The sequence below is a fragment of the Actinotignum schaalii FB123-CNA-2 genome, from assembly GCF_000411135.1.
Classification (GTDB): domain Bacteria; phylum Actinomycetota; class Actinomycetes; order Actinomycetales; family Actinomycetaceae; genus Actinotignum; species Actinotignum schaalii_A.
In genome coordinates this window covers 573,202-597,680 of record NZ_KE150263.1, presented here as the reverse complement: position 1 = coordinate 597,680, position 24,479 = coordinate 573,202, and the positions used below count along the sequence as shown (strand labels likewise).

22 protein-coding genes are annotated in these 24,479 nt (G+C 61.4%); 14 read left to right on the top strand and 8 right to left on the bottom strand.

The annotated features are described in order from the left end of the window. The first annotated feature begins 40 nt into the window (after positions 1-40). Positions 41-796 carry an isoprenyl transferase gene (locus HMPREF9237_RS07830; RefSeq protein ID WP_039898935.1) on the top strand — a complete coding sequence of 252 codons (756 nt, stop codon included), beginning with the start codon at positions 41-43 and terminating at the stop codon, positions 794-796. Here the strand turns inward: HMPREF9237_RS07830 and HMPREF9237_RS07825 are convergent. From HMPREF9237_RS07825 to HMPREF9237_RS07810, 4 genes are read right to left on the bottom strand one after another with little or no spacing between them, the layout of a single operon-like run. Beyond that, the gene (locus tag HMPREF9237_RS07825) at positions 793-1,797 is read right to left on the bottom strand and encodes a hypothetical protein (protein WP_016443207.1); all 1,005 of its coding nucleotides are present in this window, start codon (positions 1,795-1,797) and stop codon (positions 793-795) included. The genes HMPREF9237_RS07830 and HMPREF9237_RS07825 overlap by 4 nt on opposite strands. After that, complete coding sequence (locus HMPREF9237_RS09860) at positions 1,794-2,576, bottom strand: exodeoxyribonuclease VII small subunit (RefSeq protein ID WP_016443206.1); 783 nt, start codon at positions 2,574-2,576, stop codon at positions 1,794-1,796. Before HMPREF9237_RS09860 ends, HMPREF9237_RS07825 begins: the two co-directional genes overlap by 4 nt. After that, positions 2,566-3,819 carry an exodeoxyribonuclease VII large subunit gene (gene xseA, locus HMPREF9237_RS07815; protein WP_016443205.1) on the bottom strand — a complete coding sequence of 418 codons (1,254 nt, stop codon included), beginning with the start codon at positions 3,817-3,819 and terminating at the stop codon, positions 2,566-2,568. The genes HMPREF9237_RS09860 and xseA overlap by 11 nt, the downstream gene beginning before the upstream one ends. 33 nt (positions 3,820-3,852) lie before the next feature. Beyond that, entirely contained in the window at positions 3,853-5,118 is a 1,266-nt protein-coding gene (locus tag HMPREF9237_RS07810) for a DNA recombination protein RmuC (RefSeq protein ID WP_155875981.1), read from the bottom strand. Positions 5,119-5,316: 198 nt separating this feature from the next. On the opposite strand from HMPREF9237_RS07810, the gene HMPREF9237_RS07805 reads away from it, so the two are divergent. From HMPREF9237_RS07805 to HMPREF9237_RS09030, 8 genes are all read left to right on the top strand, one after another. Continuing rightward, positions 5,317-6,126: an SDR family oxidoreductase gene (locus tag HMPREF9237_RS07805; RefSeq protein WP_016443203.1), complete on the top strand. Its 810-nt coding sequence runs from the start codon at positions 5,317-5,319 to the stop codon at positions 6,124-6,126. Between the two features lie 94 nt (positions 6,127-6,220). Then, complete coding sequence (gene ychF / locus HMPREF9237_RS07800) at positions 6,221-7,318, top strand: redox-regulated ATPase YchF (protein ID WP_039898932.1); 1,098 nt, start codon at positions 6,221-6,223, stop codon at positions 7,316-7,318. 2 nt (positions 7,319-7,320) lie between these two features. Further along, the gene (locus tag HMPREF9237_RS07795; protein ID WP_196800266.1) at positions 7,321-8,313 is read left to right on the top strand and encodes a Bpu10I family restriction endonuclease; all 993 of its coding nucleotides are present in this window, start codon (positions 7,321-7,323) and stop codon (positions 8,311-8,313) included. Next, positions 8,300-9,505: a DNA methyltransferase gene (locus HMPREF9237_RS09910; RefSeq protein WP_016443200.1), complete on the top strand. Its 1,206-nt coding sequence runs from the start codon at positions 8,300-8,302 to the stop codon at positions 9,503-9,505. The genes HMPREF9237_RS07795 and HMPREF9237_RS09910 overlap by 14 nt, the downstream gene beginning before the upstream one ends. A 62-nt stretch (positions 9,506-9,567) precedes the next feature. Then, positions 9,568-10,110, top strand: a complete 543-nt coding sequence (locus HMPREF9237_RS07785) for a GNAT family N-acetyltransferase (RefSeq protein WP_039898929.1) — start codon at positions 9,568-9,570, stop codon at positions 10,108-10,110. A gap of 52 nt (positions 10,111-10,162) precedes the next feature. Then, positions 10,163-10,852: a GNAT family N-acetyltransferase gene (locus tag HMPREF9237_RS07780; protein ID WP_016443198.1), complete on the top strand. Its 690-nt coding sequence runs from the start codon at positions 10,163-10,165 to the stop codon at positions 10,850-10,852. A 51-nt stretch (positions 10,853-10,903) separates the two neighbouring features. Beyond that, on the top strand, positions 10,904-11,455 hold the full coding sequence (locus HMPREF9237_RS07775; protein ID WP_016443197.1) for an NADPH-dependent FMN reductase: 552 nt from the start codon (positions 10,904-10,906) through the stop codon (positions 11,453-11,455). Positions 11,456-11,466: 11 nt separating this feature from the next. Continuing rightward, positions 11,467-11,994, top strand: a complete 528-nt coding sequence (locus tag HMPREF9237_RS09030) for a methylated-DNA--[protein]-cysteine S-methyltransferase (protein ID WP_016443196.1) — start codon at positions 11,467-11,469, stop codon at positions 11,992-11,994. A 101-nt stretch (positions 11,995-12,095) separates the two neighbouring features. On the opposite strand, the gene HMPREF9237_RS07765 is transcribed toward HMPREF9237_RS09030, so the two are convergent. Further along, entirely contained in the window at positions 12,096-12,719 is a 624-nt protein-coding gene (locus HMPREF9237_RS07765; protein ID WP_016443195.1) for an HAD-IA family hydrolase, read from the bottom strand. A 220-nt stretch (positions 12,720-12,939) separates the two neighbouring features. Between HMPREF9237_RS07765 and HMPREF9237_RS07760 the strand changes: the two genes are divergently transcribed. Continuing rightward, positions 12,940-14,193, top strand: a complete 1,254-nt coding sequence (locus HMPREF9237_RS07760; protein ID WP_016443194.1) for an amidohydrolase — start codon at positions 12,940-12,942, stop codon at positions 14,191-14,193. Positions 14,194-14,235: 42 nt separating this feature from the next. On the opposite strand, the gene HMPREF9237_RS07755 is transcribed toward HMPREF9237_RS07760, so the two are convergent. The 3 genes from HMPREF9237_RS07755 to HMPREF9237_RS07745 all read right to left on the bottom strand — a co-directional run bounded on the left by HMPREF9237_RS07755 (position 14,236) and on the right by HMPREF9237_RS07745 (position 18,465). Continuing rightward, on the bottom strand, positions 14,236-15,105 hold the full coding sequence (locus HMPREF9237_RS07755) for a DNA-methyltransferase (protein WP_016443193.1): 870 nt from the start codon (positions 15,103-15,105) through the stop codon (positions 14,236-14,238). Positions 15,106-15,175: 70 nt separating this feature from the next. Next, a complete protein-coding gene (locus HMPREF9237_RS07750) occupies positions 15,176-16,429 on the bottom strand; it encodes an alpha/beta fold hydrolase (protein ID WP_016443192.1) in 1,254 nt (417 codons plus the stop codon). Positions 16,430-16,464: 35 nt separating this feature from the next. Further along, positions 16,465-18,465, bottom strand: a complete 2,001-nt coding sequence (locus tag HMPREF9237_RS07745; protein ID WP_016443191.1) for a potassium transporter Kup — start codon at positions 18,463-18,465, stop codon at positions 16,465-16,467. A gap of 123 nt (positions 18,466-18,588) precedes the next feature. On the opposite strand from HMPREF9237_RS07745, the gene HMPREF9237_RS07740 reads away from it, so the two are divergent. The 4 genes from HMPREF9237_RS07740 (at position 18,589) to HMPREF9237_RS07725 (ending at position 24,303) form a co-directional block, all read left to right on the top strand. Then, entirely contained in the window at positions 18,589-18,885 is a 297-nt protein-coding gene (locus tag HMPREF9237_RS07740; protein ID WP_016443190.1) for a hypothetical protein, read from the top strand. Between the two features lie 52 nt (positions 18,886-18,937). Beyond that, on the top strand, positions 18,938-20,413 hold the full coding sequence (locus HMPREF9237_RS07735; RefSeq protein ID WP_155875977.1) for a M18 family aminopeptidase: 1,476 nt from the start codon (positions 18,938-18,940) through the stop codon (positions 20,411-20,413). Further along, complete coding sequence (locus tag HMPREF9237_RS07730) at positions 20,406-22,091, top strand: class I adenylate-forming enzyme family protein (protein WP_016443188.1); 1,686 nt, start codon at positions 20,406-20,408, stop codon at positions 22,089-22,091. Before HMPREF9237_RS07735 ends, HMPREF9237_RS07730 begins: the two co-directional genes overlap by 8 nt. 427 nt (positions 22,092-22,518) lie before the next feature. Further along, positions 22,519-24,303 (top strand): ABC transporter substrate-binding protein, encoded by a 1,785-nt coding sequence (locus HMPREF9237_RS07725; protein ID WP_016443187.1) that lies wholly within the window; start codon positions 22,519-22,521, stop codon positions 24,301-24,303. Positions 24,304-24,479: the final 176 nt, after the last annotated feature.

The following is a 24,479-nucleotide window of genomic DNA, read 5'->3' as shown; positions in this document are numbered from 1 at the left end:
GGCCACAGTGGCTAGAACGAGGGAGGGAGACAGCGTGGGAATGTCAGCATGGCTCTACGCAGCCTATGAGCGCCGCTTGGTGCGTGAGCTTTCCGGGAAGCGTATGCCCAAGCATGTGGCAATTATGCTGGACGGGAATCGCCGCTGGGCGCGGGAGCTGGGAGAATCTGCCACCTTCGGGCACCGGGCCGGGGCTGAGCGTATCGCTGAGGTCCTCGGGTGGTGCGAAGACGCCGGCATTGAGGTGGTGACCTTGTGGTTGCTCTCCACGGATAATCTTTCCCGGGCAGCGGAAGAAGTGGGTCCGCTACTGACCATTATTTGTGAAACTGTTGAAAATCTGGCGCGTTCTGGCCGTTTCCGCCTGGTGGCGGTGGGGAATCTCGATCTTCTTGGTGCGGAATATGCCCAGCGTCTGCGCGCCGCGGCCGCGAGCACCGAAGCCTGTAGCGGTTTACATGTGAATATTGCGGTGGGCTACGGCGGGCGTCAAGAAATTACCGACGCGGTGCGCTCCTACCTGCGCGATGAAGCAGCAGCCGGGCGTAGCCTCGCGGAGGTTGCCGAAGATTTTTCGCTCGCGGATATTACTGACCATCTTTACACCCGTGGCCAACCTGATCCGGACTTGGTGATTCGCACGAGCGGGGAGCAGCGCATGAGCGGTTTTATGCTCTGGCAGTCCGTGCACACCGAACTCTATTTCTGCGAAACCTACTGGCCGGATTTCCGGCGCGTGGATTTCTTGCGTGCCCTGCGTGACTATACGCAACGTGACCGGCGCCGCGGCCGCTAAATCAGGCCTTCGCGACTCTGGTATTCGAAGAAGCCCTCGCTGAGTTCATTGCGGGTGAGCGGTTCCCAGCCGGCATGCGCGGTCATAAGGCTGCGTGCGGTGGTGGCGAAAGCACCCACGGTATACAGGTGGGACATGGACATGGTGGCGAGCCCGGGGCTAGCTTCCCGACCGAGCAGACTCACCCGGTCCAGCGTATCGATCGTGGTGGCTATAAAAGCGCTGCGAGCTCCTGCCACGTCCACACAGGGGCGCGGCAGCGAAGCTACGTGGAGGCGGTCACCCGAGGCGGTGATCATGAGTGCGGCACCGTCCTCAAGAAGAATGGCCACGAGCCGTGGCCCGAAGCTAAACCAGTGTTCGGCTACCGCGGCGAACTCATTTTCGGGGCCGCTGATACCGTAGAGGAGCCGGATGTCTTTTGAGGTTGCGACGACGACGTCACTAAGCTGCAAGAAACTTTCGGCTTGGATACGGACCCGATCCAGGTTGCGGGCCCGGGGGTGGCGCAGTGCCGGGGAGTAGATGATGGTGGAGGTGGACCGGCACACTCGCAGCCACTCGCGGACGGTGTGAGCTACGGGCATGGCGTGGCAGGCGTCCCCACCGAAAATAGTGGCCGAGGGGCTGAAAAGATCAAAATCTAGTTTGCGGGCGCCGCGTTCCGGAGCTGGCAAAATATCCCAGCTTTCTTCCGGATCCCCGTGCCCCTCCCCGTAATGAGCTTCGGTGAAAGCAGCCGGGGGCGGGGTGGGCAATCCGGAGGCGAGAGCGGCGCTGGAGGGAGCCGAGGTGGGGCGCAAGAGGAGTTCCACGCCGTGCTCGGCGGCGTAATCACGCACGACTTGCGGATCGGAGGCTTCGGAGACATCGGTGACCATCCGCACTTCGCGCGCCAGGTGGGCCAGATTGACCGCCACCTTAAACATGGTGCCGGCACGAAAAGGGGTTTCCTGTTCGCGCTGGTTGGCGATGGCATCGCCAATGACAAGAACTGTCATGCGAAATCCTCGGGGTGGCGGGTGAGCGGGGTGGTATCAAGACCTGTTCCGTCCGCGAATTCTTCCGGGTCGAAATCATCATCATCGCTGGCCGCGGGGTTCGCAACGGAAGTCTGCTGGGTGACGGTGGCGCCACCGGGCGTACCGGTGGGAGCGGCCTCACCGCGCGGGGCCGCGGGGGCGGATGCCGCCGCGGGTGCGGCTTGAGGAGCTGGCTGAATCGCCGGTACGTCTTCTGCGCGTACCTCACGCACCGCTTCTCGTAGGGCAGCCACCCGGTCTTCCTTGGATGCCTGTGCCGGGATGGCGGGGGCGGGTGCCTGATAGCTACCCTGCGGCGCTGCGGCCGGCGGAGCAGGGTTCACTGGAGTGCTTGCGGGAGCCGCGGCCTGGTTCGCTGGGGCAGGCATCGCGGGTTGGGCTGGAGCGGGGGCCGCGCCAGCCGGGTCGGGGAGATCCGCGAGGCTTTCGCCGCGTTCGGCCGCATCGATCCGGGCGGCAGCGCCGTCAAGCCAGCTCTGGCAGTGGCGGGCTAGAGACTCGCCTACTTCCCACAGTCGCAGGGATTCTTCGAGGGGAATGGAGCCTTGCTCCAGGCGGGAAACAATATCGACAAGGCGAGCCCGGGCCTCTTCATAGCTGAGGGTAGCCACGCGCGCTTCAATATCTTCGCGCGGGCGGGGGGCGGAGGCAACTGATGCGTGAGGTAAGTTGTGGGGTGAGTCCGGCGCTGGCGCCGGGGGCGTGAATCCCTCAGGAGTGGGTCCCTTAGTTGCCATGCGCGCTCCCTTTCACTTCGAGATGGAGGGTTCCGGCGGCCAAAATGGCACGCAGGTGCTCCCCGATTCGGACATCGTTTTCTTGTGAGACTACTCTGTCATCCCCGCTTAGGATAACCGAATACCCGCGTTGCAGTGTTGCCTGGGGTGAGAGGGCCCGCAGCTGGGAAAGAAGCGAGGCGATATCCTGGGAACTGGAGGCCATATCTCGCCGGATATGGGCCCGCAGCCAGGAGCGCAGCGACTGGATATCCTGTTCGCGCACCTCCACCATAGTGCGGGGGCGGGCCAGGACGGGCCGGGCGCGTAATGCTTCGAGTTCTTTGGTGGCCCGGTCAAGTCGATGGCGCATCCCCTGGCGCAAGCGGCGCACAGCTGCTTGCACCCCGTCGAGCTCAGCTTCCCGATCCGGAACAATGCGCTTGGCAGCATCCGTGGGCGTGGAAGCGCGTAGATCGGCCACGTAGTCACTGATGGGATTATCTCCCTCATGCCCGATAGCGGAGACCACCGGTGTATGGGTGGCCGCAATGGCACGCACGAGGTGCTCATCGGAGAAGGGAAGGAGATCTTCCACGGAGCCGCCCCCGCGTGCCAGCACAATGACATCCACACCCGGGTGAGTATCTAGTTCACGCAGGGCCGGAATCATCTGGGCCACGGCGTCTCGGCCTTGGACTGCTACTTCGCGTACCTCAAAACGCACTCCGGGCCAGCGTAGCGAGGCATTAATAATGACATCTTCTTTTGCCTTGGTATTACGCCCCACGATAAGACCCACCGCGCGAGGTAAGAAGGGGAGGGGCTTTTTACGTTCGGGGGCGAAGAGACCTTCGGCTGCGAGTTTGGCTTTTAATGCCTCCAAACGCGCGAGGATATCGCCCACACCAACGGGGCGGATTTCTTGTGCCCACAGGGAGAGTGAGCCATTACCGGTATAAAAATCGGGAACGGCCCACACCACCACTCGGCTTCCGGAGGTGACGGTGGCGGGAAGTAGATGGCTGAGTATTTTCACCGTCATGGAGACGTTTTCTTCCAGATCCCGCAAGGTGAGGAACTGGACTTTCGCTCCGGGGCGGCGCTGGAGGGTAATGACTTCACCTTCCACCCATAACCGCGACATTTTCGCCACGTATTCCCGGATTTTTACCGAGAGGAGACGCAGTGGCCACGGGTGATCCGGTGTTGTCTGCGCAGCCCGTTGCGGCAGCGTTGCGGGTACCGGAGTTGTTGAAGCCATATCAGTTATCGTGCCATGTTTTGCCCCGCACTGCTACGGGACAATCCGTGTTTCACGATCATCTTCGCCATCGAGTGCCTCCCGCAGCCCAGCATCGTGGAAACGTTTGACTTGGCCTTCTTCCGCAGCAATGGCTGGCGGGGTGGAAAAATCAGCATCCAAGCTTTCCAGGCGCCGCGCGGTGACCAGCACGCGCGAATCGAAAGAGGAGAGCGCGGAATTGTAGTTTTTGACCGCTGAGGTGAGGGAGTTCCCGAGCTTTTCCAAGTGACCGGCCACCACCCGGAGCCGATCCGTCATTTCCTGCCCGAGCGTAATAATATGCCCGGCCTCTTCACTGATCTTGCTGGAGGCCCACAGTGTTGCCACGGTGCGCAGCAACGCCAGCAGCGAGGCCGGAGACGCCGGAACTACCCCGAGGTTCAAGGCATCTTCCAGGAGCGGAGGATCGGCGCGCAGCGCCTCCGCCAGGAGCGATTCGCCCGGAAGGAACATAATGGTGAGCCGAGGTGACCCCGGGAAAAGTGCCGGGTAATCCCGTTTGGCCAACGCATTTACGTGGGAGCGCACCGCCTTGGCATGTTGGGAGAGGAAATCTTGGCGCCGCGCGATTTCCTCCGCCGTGGTGGCCGGGGCGGCCTGTGCCTGGAGCATGGCGGTGAGGGGGACCTTGGCATCGAGGGGAAGCTGAGCGCCGCCGGGGAGGTGGATAACCATATCCGGGCGCGCGAGCCCGGCATCGCCACCGCGCCCGCCGCCCGCGCGCGAGGATACCTGCTCGGAAAAATCCACGTGGGGGAACATCCCCGCGGCCTCCACCACCCGGCGTAATTCCACTTCACCCCACATTCCCCGCGCCGAGGTGGAGCTGAGTGCCCCGCGCAGCGCCTGGGTGGCCCGCGCGAGATCTTCCTGGGTGCGGGCCGCCGCGGTGAGCTGGGTGCGGATTTCGGTGCGCTGTTCACCCTGGAGGACCTGAACATCACGGACCCGCTGCTCCATCGCGGTGAGCTGCTGCGTAATAGGAGCCAGAGAACGCAAAATATCGTTATCTGTTTTAGCACGCGCGATAAGCCCGTTATTTTCCTCTTCTAAACGATCCGAGCGGGCCTGGGCGGCCGCCAGCTGCGCCCGCACCGCCCCGGCATCGCGCTGCGCCTCATCCAGTTGCTGGCGCACCTGCGCCAGCTCCCGCGCCGACACCGCCCCGCCCGCGCGCACCCGCGCGCTCAGGAAGCCCAGGGCGAAACACGCGCATCCCACCGCGATCAGAGCACCTATAACAATCGAAATATCCATAGCGGTATTCAAACACCCACCTACGACAGAAAAATGGGAGGGAAGCGAGCTGGCGGCGTCGTCGCCCCTTGTTCCGCGCGAAAGACTTTGGTAGCTTTCAAGGTAGCGGGACATAGCACGTCACATCACAATAAATATAGGGCTAACGTCACCGCTGGCGGTGCTGCGAGGGAGCGGCACCGGGAAGAAAGGAACACCATGTCTACTATCGTTGTGACCGGAATGGGCTCGGGTATCGGCGCTGCCTGCGGGCAGATTCTGGAAGAACGCGGGCATACGCCCGTCGGTGTCGATTTGCGCGGGGCGGAATTTGAGGCGGATCTGTCCAGCCCGGAAGGGATCGCGGATGCGGTCGCTCGGGTGGTGGAAAAGTATCCGCAGATCGATGGGGTGATCGCGAATGCGGGAACCCAGAGTAATTCGCCCCTCGATCTCAAGGTGAATTTCTTTGGCGCGCGTGACACCGTGCGTGCTTTCCTTCCCTACCTGGAAAAAGCGGAAAACGGGCGCGCGGTTATTACCGCGTCCTGCGCCAGTTTGCAGCCCAGCGATCCCAAGCTTGTCCAGCTCCTCCTGGATGATCAGCGCGAAGAAGCCCTCGCCTACGGCAAGGAACTGGCCGCGCAGGGCCCGATGCAGGGCTACGCGAATTACGCGTGCTCCAAGCGCGCTATTGCCACGTGGGTGCGCCGGGCGGCCGTGAGTGAGGAATTCGCCGGGCGCGGCGTCGGGCTCAATGCGGTGGGGCCGGGCGTGGTCGCCACCCCGATGACGAAAGAACTCCTCTCCACCGAAGAAGGGCGCAAGCAGGCTTTCGGTGCGCTGCCCGCCCCGTACCACGGCGCTTCGGAAGCTCGCGATATTGCCGATGCGCTCGTCTTCTTCGTGACCGGACTCTCGCGGACCATCACGGGCCAGATTCTGTATATCGACGGCGGTGCGGACGCAATTCTGCGCGGCGAAGATATCTGGCACGCCCCGAAGTCCATGGACACGCCGGCCCGGTAATACGGCACCCCGGTGGCACGAGGCGTAGCGCCCCGGGCCACAAGCGCATCCGGTGTGCAGCCCGCCCTCCTTTCTCTTAGCTAGAATGGAGGGCGTGGCTTTAACAATTGGTATTGCAGGACTCCCCAACGTCGGAAAATCGACCCTTTTTAATGCGCTCACGCGTGCAACGGTGCTCGCGGCGAACTATCCTTTCGCGACGATTGAGCCGAATGTGGGTGTGGTACCGCTCCCGGATGCGCGGCTGACCAAGCTTGCCGAAATTTTCGGGTCCCAGAAAATCCTGCCGGCAACCGTCGATTTTGTGGATATTGCCGGAATCGTACGCGGGGCATCCAAGGGGGAGGGACTGGGCAACCAATTCCTCGCCAATATTCGCGAAGCGGATGCGATCTGCCTGGTCACCCGCGCTTTTGCCGACCCGGACGTGGTCCACGTGGAAGGTCGCGTGGATCCGAAGGATGATATCGAAACGGTCACCACCGAACTTATCCTCGCTGATATGCAGACCCTGGAGAAGGCAATCCCGCGCCTGACCAAGGAAGTAACGGGGAAGAAAACCCCGAAGGAAACGCTCGATGCAGCCCAGCGGGCCTACGCGCTTCTCGAGGCGGGGGAGGTGCTCTCCAACCACGCCGCCGAATTTGACGCGGATACCCTGCGCTCTTTCCAACTCATGACCTCGAAGCCTTTTATCTACGTTTTTAATACCGACGACGACGGCCTCGCTGACACTGCCATGCAGGAAGAACTACGTGACTTTGTGGCACCGGCCCAAGCTATTTTCCTCGACGCCAAATTCGAAGCCGAACTGGTGGAACTCAGCGAAGAAGAAGCACGGGAAATGCTCGAGGCTACGGGGCAGGAAGAATCCGGCTTGGATCAGCTGGCCCGGGTAGGCTTCGATACTCTCGGCTTGCAAACCTATCTGACGGCCGGCCCTAAAGAAGCCCGCGCCTGGACCATCCATAAGGGTGATACCGCCCCGCAGGCCGCCGGCGTGATTCACACCGATTTCCAGCGCGGCTTCATTAAAGCCGAGGTGGTGTCGTTCGATGACCTGGTGGAATACGGCTCGGTAGCCGCCGCTCGCGAACACGGGAAACTGCGCCAAGAAGGCAAGGATTACGTTATGCAGGATGGCGACGTGGTCGAGTTCCGGAGCGGACTTACGTCTGGGGGCAAGAGATGAATGTGGATCCAGTCTTGTCGGATGGGCAGGAGGATGGGGCGGATCTCATCGAAGTGGGAGCAGTTCGCGTGTCTCCGTTCACCCGCCCTTCGCCGCATGGTGATAAGTTGCGTGAACTCCTGAGCAACCCCAAACTTCCAGCGGTCGACCAACCTCGGGTAGTTGCAGCACTGGCGGCGTATGAACAGTGGATCTCGGGCATGGCCGAACTCTCGTCTGTAGGAGACGATCGGGTTGCCGATCTTGTTCAAATGTTGAACGAATACAAGGAGAAAATCGAGATTGATCTGATCTGGGATAGTTCTGAGAGCTTTCTCTATCGTCAAAAGGGCCAATTGAAGTTGGATAATTCGATCCTCGAAGAGTGGTTTCCGTGGCTGGTTGACCCTCGTATAATGCCGGAGCTTGAGGGGATTGATTTGCAGGTCGGTCCTGCGAAGGCATTCGCGGCAGCACACTTTCAGTCAGTCCTGACAGACGTATCTGGGCGTCCTGGGCTCATCGTTAGAAGCAAGGATCAGGACTTCACGATTGGCCGCCAGACTTACCTTCGGGCCTCATTCGATAAAGCATTTCGCAATGACCACACAGACGATAGTGAGACCTACATTGCCTATGTCGCAGCAGAGCTGAAGACGAACCTGGATAAGACCATGTTTCAGGAAGCCACGGCGACAAGTCATGACCTTCGAATTGCAGCACCAGGATCGCATTACTTCCTTATTTGTGAGTTCTTGGACATGACACCGATCAGTTCCGCAGGGACAGATATTGACGAGGTGCTCGTCCTTAGAGGTCGACGGGTGGGATCTCAGAATCGAAAGAACTTCAGTAACGCTGTATATAGAAGAGATCACCGCGAAGAGCATCTAAGGAGGGTTCGTTCCACTCCAGTGCGAATCGATGTGGTTCAGCGTTTCGTCAATCATGTGCGGGAGATTCTCCAGAATCAAAGGGGTGATCTTTCTGGAGCGGTAGAACGTGGCTATTTCTAGTAGATCCAGATGGACTGAATTCTCAAAGATCCCGGTCGATCGGGACGTGATACCCCAAATTGCCCTGGACATTGGGGCCGGACGTCGAACAAACGCCTTGCCTTGGCGTGGGCAGTTCAGTCCGGACTTTGTTGCGAATCTTCTCGATTTCTTTGAGCCTCAAGGGCTGGTTGTTGACCCATTTTGTGGCAGCGGGACAACCCTTGTGGAAGCGTCACGGTTAGGCTTGCCAACCCTTGGTGTTGAAGTGAATGCAGCTGCGTACCTACTTGCTCGGGTTTACGCGTTTGCGGAGGTTTCGCAGGGCGAAAGGTCAAAGTGCCTGGAATCGATGATTGCTCACACCGCACCCGCTGTCTTATCAGGGGATAGTCGAGTGCTTCGCGATGCAGTCCTCAGCCTTGTTGAACCCTTAGAACAGATCCTCGCATCAGCAGTATTTCTACTTGCATTGGGTAATGGGCATCAGTTCTCGCCTGATTCCTGGCAGCGTGGCCGCCAAACGGTGGAAGCAGTGTTGGAGGGCCTCGGTGAAGGTCTTGGGTCGGTCCAAATTGAGCTTGGAGATGCCCGTCGTTTGCCCCTTGAGAAGGATGCCGCAGATTTGGTGCTAACGTCACCGCCGTACGTGAATGTATTCAACTATCACCAGAACTACAGATCTGCGGTTGAATTACTCGGATTTGACGTCCTACCTCCAGCGCGAGCGGAGATCGGCTCAAACCGCAAGTTTCGCCAAAATCGATTCCTTACTGTGGTGCAGTATGCTCAAGACTCCGGGCTCGCCCTCAATGAAGCGACTCGAGTGCTCCGCCCCGGCGGATACCTTGTTTGGGTTGTTGGACGAGAGTCCAACGTTCGTGGGGTGCCAATCCTCAATTCGCAGATCTCCTATGACATGGCGTCTCAGGTGCCTGGCCTAGTGTTCTGTAGGCGGTTCGAGAGGAAGTTTCGAAGTCGGTATGGGGCACTAGTTTTCGAGGATATTCTCGTGTTTCGTCGCTTAGACCGCGGGGGCGAGGCGAGTCCTGAAGATCTGGCTGAGAGCGGTCGTCGTGTTGGAATCCGTCTCCTAGAAGGTCTCGAATACAAGGGTGGCGACATCGTATCCCGAGAGATTGATGAGGCTGTTGCTCGTGCAGGACGGGTAGCCCCATCACCGCTTGCTCACTGTGATCGAATGGCGAAGTAAGTTTTGAGGGTGCAAGGTGCACAAAGTCGAATTCCGCTTTAATGTGTAGGTAGCGCAGGGGTATGGAAATGAAGGTCGATATTGCCTTGCGCCCGGTGCGTGAAAGCGACGCCGCAGCTGTGGTAGCGGCCTTCGCCTCCCACCCGGATATGATCCGGCAGGGCAATATTACGGATCTGGCTAGCGCCCGCCGCTATATCGCGCAGATATTGGCGGAGCCCGACTCGCAGCTGGCCTGGGTGATCGCCCGGGAAGATAGCGATGAACTCATCGGTATGGTTCGCATCCAAGTCAATAGGGATGAGAAAAGCGGGTGGTTTTCCTACTGGCTGCACCACGATTACTGGGGGTGCGGAATCATGTCCAGAGCTGCGGCAACGGTCGCGGATTGGGCACTGCACGGGCGCGGGCTGGAACGCTTGGAACTCGGACACCGTGTGAATAACCCCGCCTCGGGAGGAGTTGCCCGCGCGGCGGGATTCCTCAAGGAAGGAACCGAACGGGGGAAATTCCTTATCAACGGCGCGCGCATCGATGTTGATCTGTATGGGAGGCTGGCAAGCGATCCGCTGCCGCACTACCGCCCCGTCCCATATCGCGGATAACCAGCTCAGGGCCTCTTCCCCTAAAAGTGTTTGTCGTTACACTTAAAGGGCCATGAATACCACTACATATGATGAATTTTCGGTGACAACCGCGCGGTTGCGACTGCGACTGCACCGGCCCGATGATGCGCCGTGGCTGCACAGTATTTACAGTCGCGAAGATGTCACCCGCTACCTCATGACCGATGCCTGGAATCCCGAACGGGCGGTCAACGAAGCTGCCCAGCGTGCCCAGGCGCGGGATTTGCGCGGCCCGCAGGCCGCGCTCGCCGTTGTAATAGAACTTGATGCACAACCCATCGGGGATGTGCGCCTGTGGATGACCGATCCGCAGCACGGCGTCGCGGAGATCGCCACCGTGCTACACCCGGATTTTCGCGGGCACGGCTACGCATCGGAGGCTATGCGGGCCATGATTCGTTACGCCTGTGCCGAGTGCGGGGTGCATCGCGTTGCCGCGCAGATGGACGCGCGGGATCGGGTGTGCGAGCTTATGCTCCAGCACGCGGGGATGCGTAAAGAGGCGCATATGCGCCAGGATTTCTGGCTCAAAGGGGAGTGGACGGATACTATCGTCTACGCCGTGCTCGCCAGTGATCTGGATGAGAATGCCGGTGCTGCGGTGGGACACGGCGGTGAAGCGCAGGTGCCCACCGGTGCCGCAGCGGATGATGCTCATACCCGAGCGAGCGATGTTCTCACAGAGCTGAACGGGGGCACTACCTATCCCATTGAAAGGTAAATGAGTGATTGGTAATCTGGGTGTCGCTCACCTCAATGAAAGGACACGTTTATGAAGATCGCAATTATTTCCGGATCAATTCGCGAGGGTCAGGCCACCGAAAGTGTGGCTCGGTACGTCGCCCAGCTCGCATCCCAGCGGGCGGGGGAGGCCACCTACGAACTCATCAACATCAAGGATTTCGATATTCCGCTCCTCACCAGCCCCGTGGTTCCGGCCGCGGCCGCGGGCCGTTACGATAACCCGGCCATCCAGCGCTGGGCCGATAAAATCGGTGAATTCGACGCCTTTATTTTCGTGACCCCGGAATACAACCACGGGGTTCCCGGGGCGTTCAAGAACGCGGTGGATACGCTGGGTATCGAGTGGATGAATAAGCCGGTTGCCTTCGTGGGGCACGGCTCCATCGGGGGCGTGCGCGCTATCGAGCAGTGGCGCCAGATTACGGCTAATTTCAATATGCCCGCCATCCGCTCCGAAGTGAATTTCATGATGTTTGAGGATTGGACAGCCGGCGACTTCACCCCGTTGGAACGCCGCGCGGGTGAAGTAGAAGCCGTGCTGAGCGGCCTTGAACAACTCACCTCCCAGCTCGCGAAGTAAAGAAACCTACCGTGACACGTGCCTGCGCCGCAGCGGTATGGCGCTCCTGTGATTCCCCACTGGGGCAATTCGCCGTTGCGGCGCAGGCGCATGCGCTTATCGCGGTGGTGCTTCCCGGGCTGCCGCGCCCGCAGGCGGTTATCGAGCTTGAGAAAGGCGAAGAGCGGTGCCGGGCGGAGCAGCTCGCGGTGGAAGCATGCGCCCAGCTCACCGAATATTTCGCGGGAGAACGCACCTATTTCACACTCCCGACCGATCTGGTTCTCACCCGCGGCCCCTTTGCGGCCCGGGTGCAGCGCACCCTCGGGGAGATTCCCTACGGGCAGACCCGCTCGTATGGCCAGCTTGCTGCAATGGCGGGCAACCCGCGTGCGGTGCGTGCGGTGGGATCGGCATGTGCGCGTAATCCGATACCTATTGTGCTGCCCTGCCACCGAGTGCTTGCCGCACGTGGCGCCCTGGGCGGATACGCGGGCGGGCTGGATATGAAAAAAGCACTGCTGCGGCTGGAAAAGCCCGGGGTGGCTGGAAAAGTCTGAGGCGCCCGGAAAGGCACGGGGTTGCTGAAACTGGCCGTTCCTCGCAATAAGCGCAGTTGTGCCAGAAAAACTCCCGCGCGGGCACAAGCTGCGCCGCTAGCTTATGCGCCGAGGAGCGGGAGGACTTCGGCAAGATCAGTGATGCGATAATCGGCATCCGCCTCCAGCTCAATACCGGGAGTTTCCAGGAGAGCACCGGCTACGCCAACTTTGTGCGCCGTCGTGATATCGATGGGTCGATCTCCGATGGCGAGGGTACGGGCCGGATCCAGGTGGTGTTTGTTGATCATGTGGGTGAACATTGCCGGATCGGGTTTGCGCGGGAAGCCGTCCTCGGGGCAGACCATATCGCTAACCTGGAGGCCCAAGCCCTCCAGGAGGGTGCGGGCGCTCGCGCGATCCCGGTGCGTGACCACCACGTTGATCCCGTTGATCCCGGCAACCGCGGCAAGAACATCATGCACATGCGCCATCGCGGGCGGAGGTGTGATTTTCCAGGAGTCTTTTAGTTCTTGTTCGCGCTCGCGGAACCGCGCTTCGGGAATCCCGAAACGGCGCGAAAGCTCGGTGATGGCGAGGTTGGTGGAACGCCGGGTCAGCCGGGCAACCTCCAGGAGGGAAACCTCCTGACCGGAATCGAGCACAACGGCCTGCAAGGTGGCATCCACGTGCGGGTAGGTATCCACCATGGTTCCGCCCATATCCCAAATGATGTTGTGGAACATTATTCCTCCTCGCCTGGGCGTTTCCGCCGCACGTACCGGCACATCGTGGCTCCGCTTGCTAGCGTGCCGCGTTCGCGCACTCCCTCCAGCCTAGCCAGTGGCTGCCCCGGCCTGCCACGGACGTTCGGCGCGGCGCTAAAATAAACGAGGTGAGCGGACGTTTGCGCACCCTGCGCCACTGAGGCGCCCGCACCGCTAGCATCGGATGAGAGGGAACGCCGTGCAGTATCTCCCCGAGGAATTTCACCTCACCGCCTCGGCCCGGGCCGCGATGATCGCTGATTTTCAGTATTTCCACGCCAACCCAGAGTTGTCTTTCCAGGAAGTGGAGACCTCGCGGGCGCTCCGGGAACGCCTGGAAGCCATGGAACTTTCCGGCGCGCTCACCCGCGAGATCATCCCCGTTACCGATACCGGTTTTGCGTGCGTGCTGCGCAACGGCTCCGGCCCGGTGGTGGGCTACCGCGCTGATATGGACGGGCTTCCCGTTGCCGAGCGCACCGGCCTGAGCTATGCCTCGCGGGCCACCGGGATCGATGCCTCCGGGAAAAATGTTCCGGTTATGCACGCCTGCGGGCACGATTCCCACATGTCGCTCGCGCTCGCCCTGGCACGGGCCTTTGCCGCAAATACGCAGCTGTGGCACGGCACCATTGTTTTTGTTTTCCAACCATCGGAAGAAAACGGCCTGGGGGCACGCGCCATGGTGGAGGCTGGCCTGTGGGAGAAAGCCCCGCGCCCGCAAATCATGTACGGCGGCCACGTGGTGCCACGCCCGGCCGGTTGGGTCAATCTTTATCCGGGTGGGGTTCTGCCCGGCTCGGACGGTTTCGAAGTTATTGTGCACGGGGTAGGCGGGCATGGTTCGCAGCCCCACCGCGCCGTCGACCCTATTGTGATAGGTTCGGCCATCGTTACCCGCCTGCAAACAATCCGTTCCCGCATGACGGACCCGGACCGCAACGCGGTTGTGAGTGTCGGCGTTTTCCAGGCCGGCAGCCAGGACAATATCATTCCGGACACCGCGCGCCTGTGCATCAATACCCGGTTCCGGGATGAGGAAACCCGCGCAATCATCAACACTGGTATCGAGCGGATTGTGCGGGCTGAGGCGCTCGCGGCCGGCGCGCCCGAACCGCTGATCCGCCAGATCCGCCAGGTGGATGCCACCGTGAACGACGACGCAGCTGTTGCGGCCTTGCGTGACGTGATCGCTGCGGAACTGGGGGAGGAAAATCTGGCCGGCGAAACTTTCGGTTTCAGTGAGGACTTTGCAGTGCTGGGGCAGAGCGCCGGGGCACGGTCGGTATTCTGGCTTTTCGGCGGGTTTTCGCCCGCGCAGCTCAACCCCGCGCAGGGGGAGCCCGCTTCGAATCACTCCCCGGATTTCTACGCCGATCCGGAGCTTTCCCTGGAGCCTGCTTATCGGGTAGGTGCCTGCGCGCTCTATTCGCAGCTGCGTGTGGATTCCTGAGCCGGGTAGCCGGCCAGCTTCAGGAGGTGCGCTGCGGGCGCACTACGTCCAGCTCACCGCCGCGCCATCCCATTCCCCGAACCGCACATCAGCGGGGAAGCGGGTGCGCATCACCGCGATGGCTTCCGGATTGGCATCAACAAGCAGGAAACGGCGCTCCAATTCACGCGCCGCGGCCCCGGTGGTACCCGAACCGGCAAAGAAATCAAGGACGCGATCCCCCGGCCGAGAGGACGCGGTGATAATTCGGCGCAGAATCCCCAGCGGCTTTTGGGTGGGATAGCCGGTTTTCTCTTTCCCGGTAGGGGACACAATGGTATGCCACCACACATCCGTAGGAAGTTTGCCGCGCGCCGCCTTTTCCTTCGTGACCAAACCGGGAGCCATATACGGTTCGCGATCCACATCTTCCGAATTGAAATAGTAGCTAGCCGGGTTTTTCACGTACACCAAAATGGTGTCATGTTTGGCGGGCCAGCGTTTTTTCGTGCGGGCGCCGTAGTCGTAGGCCCAAATAATCTCGTTGAGGAAGCATTCTCGCCCGAAAAGCGCATCGAGGAGCACCTTCGCGTAGTGCGCCTCCCGGTAATCAAGATGGAGATAGAGCGTTCCCGAATCGGTGAGGAGCCGCCAGGCCTCTTCCAGGCGCGGTTCAAGAAAACCCCAATATTCGGCGAAGCTATCATCGTAGCCGAGTACCCGCTCCACGATAGTTTCGTACCGTTGGCCCTTAAAACCGATACGATTCCCGGTGCTGGAACGCCGGGTCACCACCGTGGAGCGGCGCTGGGGCCGGCCGGTATTAAAAGGAGGATCGAGGTAAATAAGCTGGAATGATTCGGCCGGGAGGGCCCGGAGCACCGGTAGGTTATCTCCGAACACCACAGCGTCCGTATCCGCATCATTCCACATATATGTATCCTCACTTTCTTACCGGCGACCCGCACGGACGCGGGCCGCCCACTATTCCGGGAGTGCGCAATTAGCGCAGGCGCGTACCATCGGCCAATTCAAAGAGCGTGCGTAGCACCGCTCCGTTACTGGAACGCAATCCGCTGTGCTCATGGGTGGACGTCACGTACCGGTGGATCCCGGGCAGCAGCGCCCCCGTTTCGAGGGAGAACTCCACGGGCACGTAAGCGTCGTTCACATACACAGCGGCCGCACCCCGCGCCCCGGATTCCCGCAAAGCTTCCGGGAAGTAGAGCTGCGGCCACGGCCACGTGGCTAGCTTTTCAACGACATCCTTCCACGGCTGGAAGGCCGGGACGGTATCCGCCCACTCCGCCCAGACGTGTTCACCGTAGAGGAGCGACGTATCGGTGCGGAAATCCTCCGGTTGGGTACGTTCCGCACTCCAATTGGTGACCACACCATCCGCGTACGAAGATTCGTGCAGCACGTAGTAGAGCGGATTACGCCCATCAAAGGGCATAGCGGCGGCCAGGTCATAACGGAAAGCCGTAGAAGCCGGATCCTTTTCCAGGAGGTAGTACAGTTCCCGCCACCCGTTATCCGAACCGAGGAGATGCCCGAGGGAACGTAGCCGTGAGGGCGAAACGATTTCCCCCGAGGGCAATTCAATGGAGCCGCTACCGGCCAGATCCACCAGCTCCCGCACCCGATCCCGGTGCGCGGGGAAGCGCCGGTAGTACTCTTCACTGTGCTCCCGCATCTTTTCCCACGTGAGGGAATAGACATCATCCGCGCTGCGGCGCACCGCGGTGAGCCCGCCGGTGAGGAAAGCCTGATCGATATGTTCGGGCGCTACCGAGAGGTAATGCACGGTGGTGAAACCACCGAAGGACTGCCCGAGAAGATTGATTTTCTCCACGCCGAGCTCGCGGCGCAGCGCCTCGCAATCGCGCACAATGCCATCGGCGCGCAGGTGGCTGAGATATTCAGCCACCTGCGCGGTGCTCCCGGTGCGGAGGATATCCTCCCCGACGGGCGTGGAGCGGCCCGTACCGCGTTCATCCACAAAAACAACCCGGTAGCGTTCCAAGGCCACATTCAGCCAGGAGGGCTCCAGCGGGGAAAGGCTGGGCCGCCAGGCTTCATAGCCCGGCCCGCCCTGCAGATAGAAAAGATAGGGGAGGGATTCCCCACCCGGGCGGGTGGCGATGCGAGCGAATACATCGATGGTGCGCGTATCTTCCCGATCCGCGGTGAGCGGCACCGTGAGGCTGAGTTCATCGAGGCGAAGCTGCCCGAGGTAGTGCGTTGTTGTCGTCATAATAGGAACGCTACCAGGCGCTTCGACATTAGTAGCTACACGATGACCTCGCGGGAAATCTCCACGGTGCGATCCGCCGGGAGACTCTTCACCCAGGCCGGCGATGCGGAATGGCGCGCGATCCGCGCAAAAAGCCAGGCTTGCCAGCGGGGCAACTGCGGAAAATCACCGGTGTCGGCAGCGGGCGCGGCGCCCGAAACTGCGTCGTCGTTCTTCCCCCGCGAGCGTACCCCGAGGTGACTAAGCACCCACTGGGCCTCGCTGAGCTTCCAGGACCCCCAGCCGTATTCGCGCTGCGCCCATTCCAGATCGGCCGGAATATTGCGACTATCCATGAAGCCGTAACGCATCGTGAGGTGCACAACGCCCTCCACGCGCGGGCTCACCTGCGTCAGGGTGATGCGCTCGGCGCGCTCGATATGGGCCTGCGGGGCCGTTTTGATGGAGAGAATGATGACGTGGTCGCGCATACTGCGATGCAGCGCCGTGGTGGCCAGCAAAGCAGCCGGAACCGTGGTAGCGAGGGAATGCGGATAGATCACGGTACCCGGAACGCGCCGCAGCGGATTTTTCTGCAGCTGCGCCGCGAACTCCGCGAGGGTGCCTTCGGTCCGTGCCCGGGTAGCTGCCACCACCGCCTCCCCGCGCCGCCACGTGAGCATGACCACCATCAGAACGAGCGCGATGAGCAGAGGCAGCCACCCGCCGGTAACCAGCTTCGCGGCATTAGCGGCGAAAAGCGGTACTTCCACCGCGCCGAGGACCACCGCAAGCGCTGCGCTTTGCCACCAGCGCCAGTGCCAGCCGATCACAGTGAGAGCCAAGAGCATGGCGGTGGTGAGAAGGAAATCGGTGGAAACCGCCAGTCCGTAAGCGGAAGAAAGCCGCTCCGAATCGCGGAAAATCACCACGACGGCCGCCACTGCGGCCACCAGCAGCCCGGTAATATCCGGCAGGTAAATCTGCCCCGCACCGCTCGCGGAGGTATAGCGGATCCGCAGGTGCGGCAAGTATCCCAACCGGGAAGCCTGGCGGGCAATGGAATAGGTTCCCGCGATCACCGATTGCGAGGCAATCACCGTGGCGCCGGTGGCCAGCAGCATGAGCACCAGGGCCCATTGGGACGACACCAGGTGGAAGAACGGATCGGCGATGGCCTCCGGATGCGCGAGCAGCAGCGCACCCTGCCCCAGGTAGTTACACACCAGCGCGGGGAGCACCACCACGAACCACACCGCGGAAATGGGGCGCCGCCCGAAATGGGCGATATCGGCGTAGAGCGCCTCGGCGCCGGTCACCGCGAGCACCACCGCGCCCATGGCGAGGAAACCGATAGCCGGGTGGCGGCCCACGAAAGTGAGGGCCTCATGCGGGGAAAGTGCCGCGATAATTTCCGGATGCGCGGCAATATGCGGGAGTGCGATGAGCGCCAGGCCCGTGAACCACAGCAGCATGAAAGGTCCGAAAATAGCGCCGACCCGCCCGGTGCCGTAGCGCTGCATCCAGCCCAGGGTGAGAAGAATCACCAGCGCGATGGGCACGATGAGGGTGGCGGGGAAGGCTGGGAGTGCCACCCGGATGCCTTCGATAGCGGAGAGCACGGAAATAGCCGGGGTAATAACGGCGTCGCCGAAAAAGAGCGCCGCACCGAACATGCCCGCCACCGTGAAGAGCGCGGCAGCCCGCGGCCGCCCACCGCTGAGGGTGCGCAGCAGGGTGGCGAGGGCGATGATTCCGCCTTCGCCGTCGTTATCCGCGCGCAACACAAGGATGACGTATTTAAATGACACGATAAGAAGGAGCATCCACACCACCAGGGAGATCACTCCGTAAATCGAGGCGTCCGTGAGCGGAACGGCGCCGCCGTGCACGGTGAAAACCGCGCGTACAACGTAGAGCGGACTGGTCCCGATATCGCCGAAAACGACGCCGAGAGCAGCCAAACCAAGACCGGCGCGGGTCAGAGCCCCGCCACGGTGGGCGCTGTGTTCCCCACCGTCACGCCGCAGCGACGCAGCGCGAAAAATTTTTGTCATGAGCGGGAATCCTAGCCACCCTTGCTGACGAAAAAGCGTAGAAAAGGTCCGGTGTGATGTTCTAGTCACCCGGTGTACCATCGTCCCAGGAAGCTAATCGTTGCGGTGAGGAGTTCAATAACAATGGAAACAGTGAACGGTGGCGCCCAGCTCGCCAGTAGTGGGGCGCAGGTCCTTGCCTGGGTGGTTATTAGCGTTTTGGTGCTGGCCCTCGGGATTCTGTTGCTCTTCTTGGCACGTCGCCACGCGGCGCGCGGCACCATGGAGGTCACGCCCGCGGAAGTTGCGGCCGGCGCGGTTGCGGAAAACGAAGAATATGGGAACGACGGCGCAGCTGAGGCCGCTGGCGGACCCGGCACCACCGGAACTGATCCCGCGGGGGATTTCTGGGATTCCCCGGAAGGTCAGCCGCGCTCCTAAACGCTGAAACAACGAGGCCGGGGTGCCCCGGCGGTCACTAGACTGGGAGGCCATGAGCATGTCTGAGTTTGCTGAGTCCACGCCCGATACGGAGCTGGCGGACCCGGCGCCGGCGCAGGGAGGTGCCGCCGCTGATCGCCACGCCCGCGGATACGCGCAGTTCATCGCGGCATCCCCGTCGTCCTACCACGCAGCGGCGCAGCTGGCTCATATTCTGGAAGCGCACGGTTTTACCGAGCAGCGCGAAACGGAACCCTGGGAGGCGCGCGGGGCACGCTACGTACGGCGCGGCGGGGCACTGATTGCCTGGGTGAGTCCGCGGGGCGCCGGTTCCGGCGAGCTGGCACCCTTCCGTATCCTGGGCGCGCATACCGATTCGCCCAGCCTCAAACTCAAGCCGGCCGGAACCTCCCGCCACGGGGGCTACACCCAGGTGGATATGGAAGTCTACGGCGGGCCATTGCTCAATTCTTGGCTCAACCGGGATTTGGGGCTGGCCGGGCGCGTCACGGATATGGACGGTCGGGAATACCTGGTTCGCACCCCCGCCTGCATGGTGATCCCGCAGCTCGCCCCGCACCTTATTTCCGGTAACCGCGATAGTCTCACGCTGGATCGTCAGCAGCATCTCCACCCGATTGTTACCGGGGCGGATGCGGGCTTCGGCACGGATACGGATAGCGATCTTTTTGAAACCCTGGCGCGTTATGCGCAGCCGGGGCCGGAAGGCCGGGAAGCGCCCGGCGCTGAATGGATCGGCTGGCATGATATTTACGCTTATGATGTGGAGCCGCCGCGGCGCAATGGGGCGTACCTATCGGCCGGGCGCCAGGATAATTTGTCCTCCGTATACGCCGGGCTGCGCGCACTCCTCGACGGGGTGGCCGCGGGCGTAGGGGATAACGCAGCTCTTCCCTACTTCCCGGTTTTCGCCGCTTTTGACCACGAAGAAGTCGGTTCGGGAACCACCAGCGGAGCCAGCGGGCCCTTCCTGGAAGCCGTGCTGACCCGCATCGCGGAAAGTTTCGGGGTGCGCGGGGATAGCTGGTACCAGCTGCTGGCTCGCTCGGCTTGCCTATCCGCCGATGCCGGGCACGCCCTCAACCCCAATTACGCCGAGTTCTACGACCCGGATTCCGCCCCGCGCGCCGGTGCCGGCCCGCTCATCAAAATGAACGCCCAGCAGCGCTACGCCTCCGATGCCGCATCGGTCACGCTCGCTCTCCGCGCGGCCAGTGATGCCGGAGCGGCCTACCAGTTCTTCATCTCGCGGAATTCCATTCCCTGCGGTACCACCATCGGCCCGCTCACGGCTACCCGCCTGGGTATCACCACGGTGGATGTGGGCGTGCCGCTTCTGTCTATGCACTCGGCGCGCGAGCTCTCCCACGTGGAGGATCTCTACCAGCTGCGCCGCCTCATTCGCGGTTTCCTTTTCGGTGAGCGCGCCGCTGATATGCAGGATGCGGATCTCGCGGATACCGGCGGGGGAGCGGGCCCGGGCGCAGAAAGTGAGAGCAATGAGTAGCGTCCCCGTCACGAACGTTGCCTATCTGCTTGATCGCACCGCCTTCGCCAACCCGGATCGCACCTGCCTGCTCTATGACGCCACCGCCCTGACGGTCGGGGAAGCCCGCGATACCACCTCCCGCCTCGCCCAACTTTTCGTGCAGGCCGGCGTCTCACACGGGGACCGCGTTATGATCGTGGCCCATAATTCTCCCTATCACTATCTTGTTGCGGTGGCCTGCGCCCGCATCGGTGCGGTATACGTTCCGGTGGACGCCCGCCTCCACCCGGTCGAGATTCAACGCCTCGTTGATTTCGCGGCCCCGCGCGTTCTTATCGCGTGCGCGGAAATAGGTACCGCCGGCGCCTTCACCTCCACGGGAACCCTTATCCATTTTGTTATCGACGACGACGTGCTCGCCCCGCCCTTCACTCCTGCCCTCACCAACGGCTATATTGCTCTGAGCGCGGCAACCGGGAGTTTCACCGCTGATTTCGTTGCCGATGGCACCGCCGGTAATCCCGCTTTTAATACGGAGGGATACCCGAGCGGGGTGGCCGTTATGATGTTCCGGCCCGCGCCCCCGGAAGCGCCACGAGCCCTCGAACTTACTCATGACAACTTGTGGTGGGCGGATCGTATTTTCCACGACGCACTGGGTTACGGGCGCGACGACATCTTCCTGCACAGCGCCCGCTGTTCATCTATCGCCGGTTTCAACGGCGGCACGCTTTTCCACTTCGCACGCGGGGGCCGCATTGTTATTGCGCGCACTCCCTCCCCGGCCGGTCTGCTGCACCTTATGGAAGAACACCGGGTCACCACCGTGTTCGGCACCCCCACCACCTATTCTTTTATGCTCGACGACGACACCTTCCTCGCCCGGGACCTCTCCAGTCTCCGCTACGCCTTCGTGGGTGGAGCAGCGGTACCGCCCGCTCTTATGGGGCGCCTGGATGCGGCGGGTCTCCATCCTCTTAATATATGGGGGTCTGTGGAAACGGGCGGCGTCGGCCCGTATCTTCCCACCGCGCGCGTGTCCCATAAGGCTGAAACGGTGGGGCGCGCCATGCCCCACGTGGAGATTCGCCTGGTGGAACCGGGTACCGATACCCCGGTGGCGCCCGGAGAAATCGGAGAAATGCAATTGCGCGGGCCGAGCATTTCGGCCGGATACTGGCACGGGGATAATTACCAGCGCTCTTCTTTCGCGGGGGAATGGTTCTGTTCCCAGGATCACGCGCGGGTGGATGCAGACGGATATATCACTCTGGTTGCCCGGGTCACCGATACCATCAAGACCGGGGGAGATACCGTTCACCCCGAAGAAATTGAGCGGGTACTCCACCAGTACCCGGGAGTGCGTTCCGCCCTGGTCACGGGTGTGCCAGATCCGGTGTGGGGCCAGGTGGTGGGCGCCGCCATCGTGATGGATTCCCACGCGGCTCGCCCCGAAGATTTCGCTACTCCGGATCCGGCAACCGGTGGTTTCGCGGTGGTGCCCCAAAGCTTGCCCGTGCCCAGCCTCGACCAGCTGAGGGCTTTCGCCGCCCAGGCGCTTGCCACCTTCAAGCTCCCGCGCCTCCTCCTGGTGCTTGATGAGCTGCCGGTGGACGATGACGGGAAGGTATCCCGGGCTCGGCTGCGGGATCTCTTCGGGCACGGTACTGCCGTGCCCGCTCCCGCGGCGCCCTAAAACAGTGCGCATCTCATCGCTGGAATGATTTTGAGAAAAACTATCTCAGCATATGAGATATGCACGGCGTGAGGCGTGACTCTTTCCTGAAAGTCTCGAGTCGCTCACAACGTCGAAAAACGGCTCTGTGCTGCGGATTTTCCCCATTCTTGCGAGCGTGAACATTTGCACATCAAAAAAGCCTGAGCCTAAACGTAAAGAAATCGTCAAGACTCGTGTAGGCTTTTTCCATGGTTAGAGCGGTGGCGCTGGCTATCCGCACAGGATGTCAATGCGTGTTCCATCCTGTGGAGATCGTCAACGCACCGGATTCTCAAGAATCCGGCACCGCTTTTGCATATTCCACGCGCTCACGGCGCGAACATGATCACTCCGCACCGGGGGACTGCCCCCGCGGTACGGAAACAGTCAATGAGGAGGTTCCTTCGTGAAGAAGACCGCTTATCCCTTGGTGGCCGGAGCAGCCGCGCTTGCTCTGGTCATGACTGGTTGTTCCTCCAACGGCAAGGGTGGCCCCACCCAGGTCGAAGGAAATGTCAACCGGACCGCTTCGGTCACCGTCGGTGCCGATGAATTCCTGGGCTACAACGGCTTGACGCCCACTACCTACAGCTCGGCCAACTCCCTTGTTGTTGACCGTATGATGCCCGGTTTCGGCTACTACTCCGCCAATGGCGAGTGGAAGCACGGCACCCCGCTCGGTGACTATGAAATGGTTTCTGAGAACCCCCTCACCGTGAAGTACACCTTCAACGATGAGGCCAAGTACCAGGGCGGCGAACTCATCACCTGTGAAGACGCCTACATGGACTGGGTTACCCAGAACCCGAAGTGGATTATGGACGGCCAGGCCGCTGCCGGCTCCGATGAACCGCTGTTCAACCACGTGTCCAGCCCGGATACCTACGCGGACGGCGTTCCGGAAGGCCCCCAGTGCAACCCGGGTGACCGTTCCTTCACCATTACCTACAGCGAGCCGAATCCGGACTGGCAGCTGGTTGTTTCCGGTCCGCTTCCCTCGCACGTGGTAGCCAATAAGATTGGCATCTCCAAGAAGGAGCTCTTCGAAGCCCTGAAGAACAAGGACTTCGAGACCGCTAAGAAGGCCGCTGAATTCTGGAATAACTGGAATTCTCCCACCCCGGGCCAGTTGCCCGCCGCGGAAGATGCGCCGTCCTTCGGTCCCTACACCCTCAAGGAAGGTGGCTGGGAAGCCGGTCAGTACATCACCATGGTTCCCAACCCGGATTGGTGGGGTGAGAAGCCCGGCCTCGATGAACTGGTGATCCGCTTCATTCCGCCGGAAGGCCAGGTGCAGGCTCTCGCCAACCAGAACGTCAACGTTATCGAACCGCAGGCCACCAAGGACACCCTTGATGCCCTCAACGGCACCCAGGGCGTGACCGTCCTCGAAGGTAACACCATGATTTGGGAGCACTTCGACTTCAACTTCAAGCCGGGCTCCATCTTCGCCAATGACAAGGGCGGCCTCGCGCTGCGCCAGGCCATGGCCTACTGCATCCCGCGTCAGCAGATCGTTGATTCGCTTATCAAGCCGCTCAACGACAAGGCTGAAGTTCTCAACTCCCGCGAATACTTCCCGGATAACCCCGAGTACAAGGAAGTTGTGTCCGCCTCCTACAACGGCGAATACGACACCGTGGATATCGAAAAGGCCAAGGCCAAGGTTGCTGAATCCGGTATCGCCAACCCGGTGGTCCGCATTGGTTACAACCAGCCCAACCAGCGCCGTTCCGATGAGGTTGCCCTCGTGACCTCCTCCTGCGCCCAGGCCGGCATCACCGTCCAGGACGTCGGGGCCCAGGGCTTCATGGCTCCGGGTGGCGGCTATGAGAGCGGCGACTTCGATATGGTGCTCTTCGCTTGGTCCGGCTCCGGCCAGATCGTTTCCGGCGCGAATATCTACAAGTCCAACGGTGGCCAGAACCAAACCGGTTACGCCAACGCCACTGTTGACACCGAATGGGACAAGGTTTCCTCCAGCCTGGATCCGAAGGTCCAGAAGGAAGCCAAGAAGGTGATTGAGAAGGAACTGTGGAATGACCTCTTCGGTATTCCGCTCTTCACCCACCCGGGCATCGCGGCGTACACCACCGGTATGGAGAACGTTGAGCGCAACGTCACCCAGTCCGGCATCGCCTGGAATGCCGAAAAGTGGAGCTGGGGCTCCGCACCCGCCAAGGCTGAGTAATTAGCCTTATGCATAGGAAGTAATAGTTATTTTCTAGCTGCACCGGAGGGGCCGCGCTCGCGGCCCCTCCCGGCGTGCAGTCTCGTTCACCCTTCCTGTGTCACATCCCACGTCCCATTTCGTCTGGAAATGCTTATGTACTATAGTCACCGAGTAAAATTGTCCGAACCGGCGCC

Coding starts and splice junctions, on each gene's coding strand:
- HMPREF9237_RS07730 (WP_016443188.1), top strand. CDS start 20,406: ATGAGTAGCGTCCCCGTCACGAACGTTGCCTATCTGCTTGATCGCACC.
- HMPREF9237_RS07785 (WP_039898929.1), top strand. CDS start 9,568: ATGGAAATGAAGGTCGATATTGCCTTGCGCCCGGTGCGTGAAAGCGAC.
- HMPREF9237_RS07765 (WP_016443195.1), bottom strand. CDS start 12,719: ATGTTCCACAACATCATTTGGGATATGGGCGGAACCATGGTGGATACC.
- HMPREF9237_RS07780 (WP_016443198.1), top strand. CDS start 10,163: ATGAATACCACTACATATGATGAATTTTCGGTGACAACCGCGCGGTTG.
- HMPREF9237_RS07740 (WP_016443190.1), top strand. CDS start 18,589: ATGGAAACAGTGAACGGTGGCGCCCAGCTCGCCAGTAGTGGGGCGCAG.
- xseA (WP_016443205.1), bottom strand. CDS start 3,819: ATGGCTTCAACAACTCCGGTACCCGCAACGCTGCCGCAACGGGCTGCG.
- HMPREF9237_RS07735 (WP_155875977.1), top strand. CDS start 18,938: ATGAGCATGTCTGAGTTTGCTGAGTCCACGCCCGATACGGAGCTGGCG.
- HMPREF9237_RS07745 (WP_016443191.1), bottom strand. CDS start 18,465: ATGACAAAAATTTTTCGCGCTGCGTCGCTGCGGCGTGACGGTGGGGAA.
- HMPREF9237_RS07810 (WP_155875981.1), bottom strand. CDS start 5,118: ATGGATATTTCGATTGTTATAGGTGCTCTGATCGCGGTGGGATGCGCG.
- HMPREF9237_RS07825 (WP_016443207.1), bottom strand. CDS start 1,797: ATGACAGTTCTTGTCATTGGCGATGCCATCGCCAACCAGCGCGAACAG.
- HMPREF9237_RS07805 (WP_016443203.1), top strand. CDS start 5,317: ATGTCTACTATCGTTGTGACCGGAATGGGCTCGGGTATCGGCGCTGCC.
- HMPREF9237_RS07750 (WP_016443192.1), bottom strand. CDS start 16,429: ATGACGACAACAACGCACTACCTCGGGCAGCTTCGCCTCGATGAACTC.
- HMPREF9237_RS07830 (WP_039898935.1), top strand. CDS start 41: ATGTCAGCATGGCTCTACGCAGCCTATGAGCGCCGCTTGGTGCGTGAG.
- HMPREF9237_RS07775 (WP_016443197.1), top strand. CDS start 10,904: ATGAAGATCGCAATTATTTCCGGATCAATTCGCGAGGGTCAGGCCACC.
- HMPREF9237_RS09860 (WP_016443206.1), bottom strand. CDS start 2,576: ATGGCAACTAAGGGACCCACTCCTGAGGGATTCACGCCCCCGGCGCCA.
- HMPREF9237_RS07755 (WP_016443193.1), bottom strand. CDS start 15,105: ATGTGGAATGATGCGGATACGGACGCTGTGGTGTTCGGAGATAACCTA.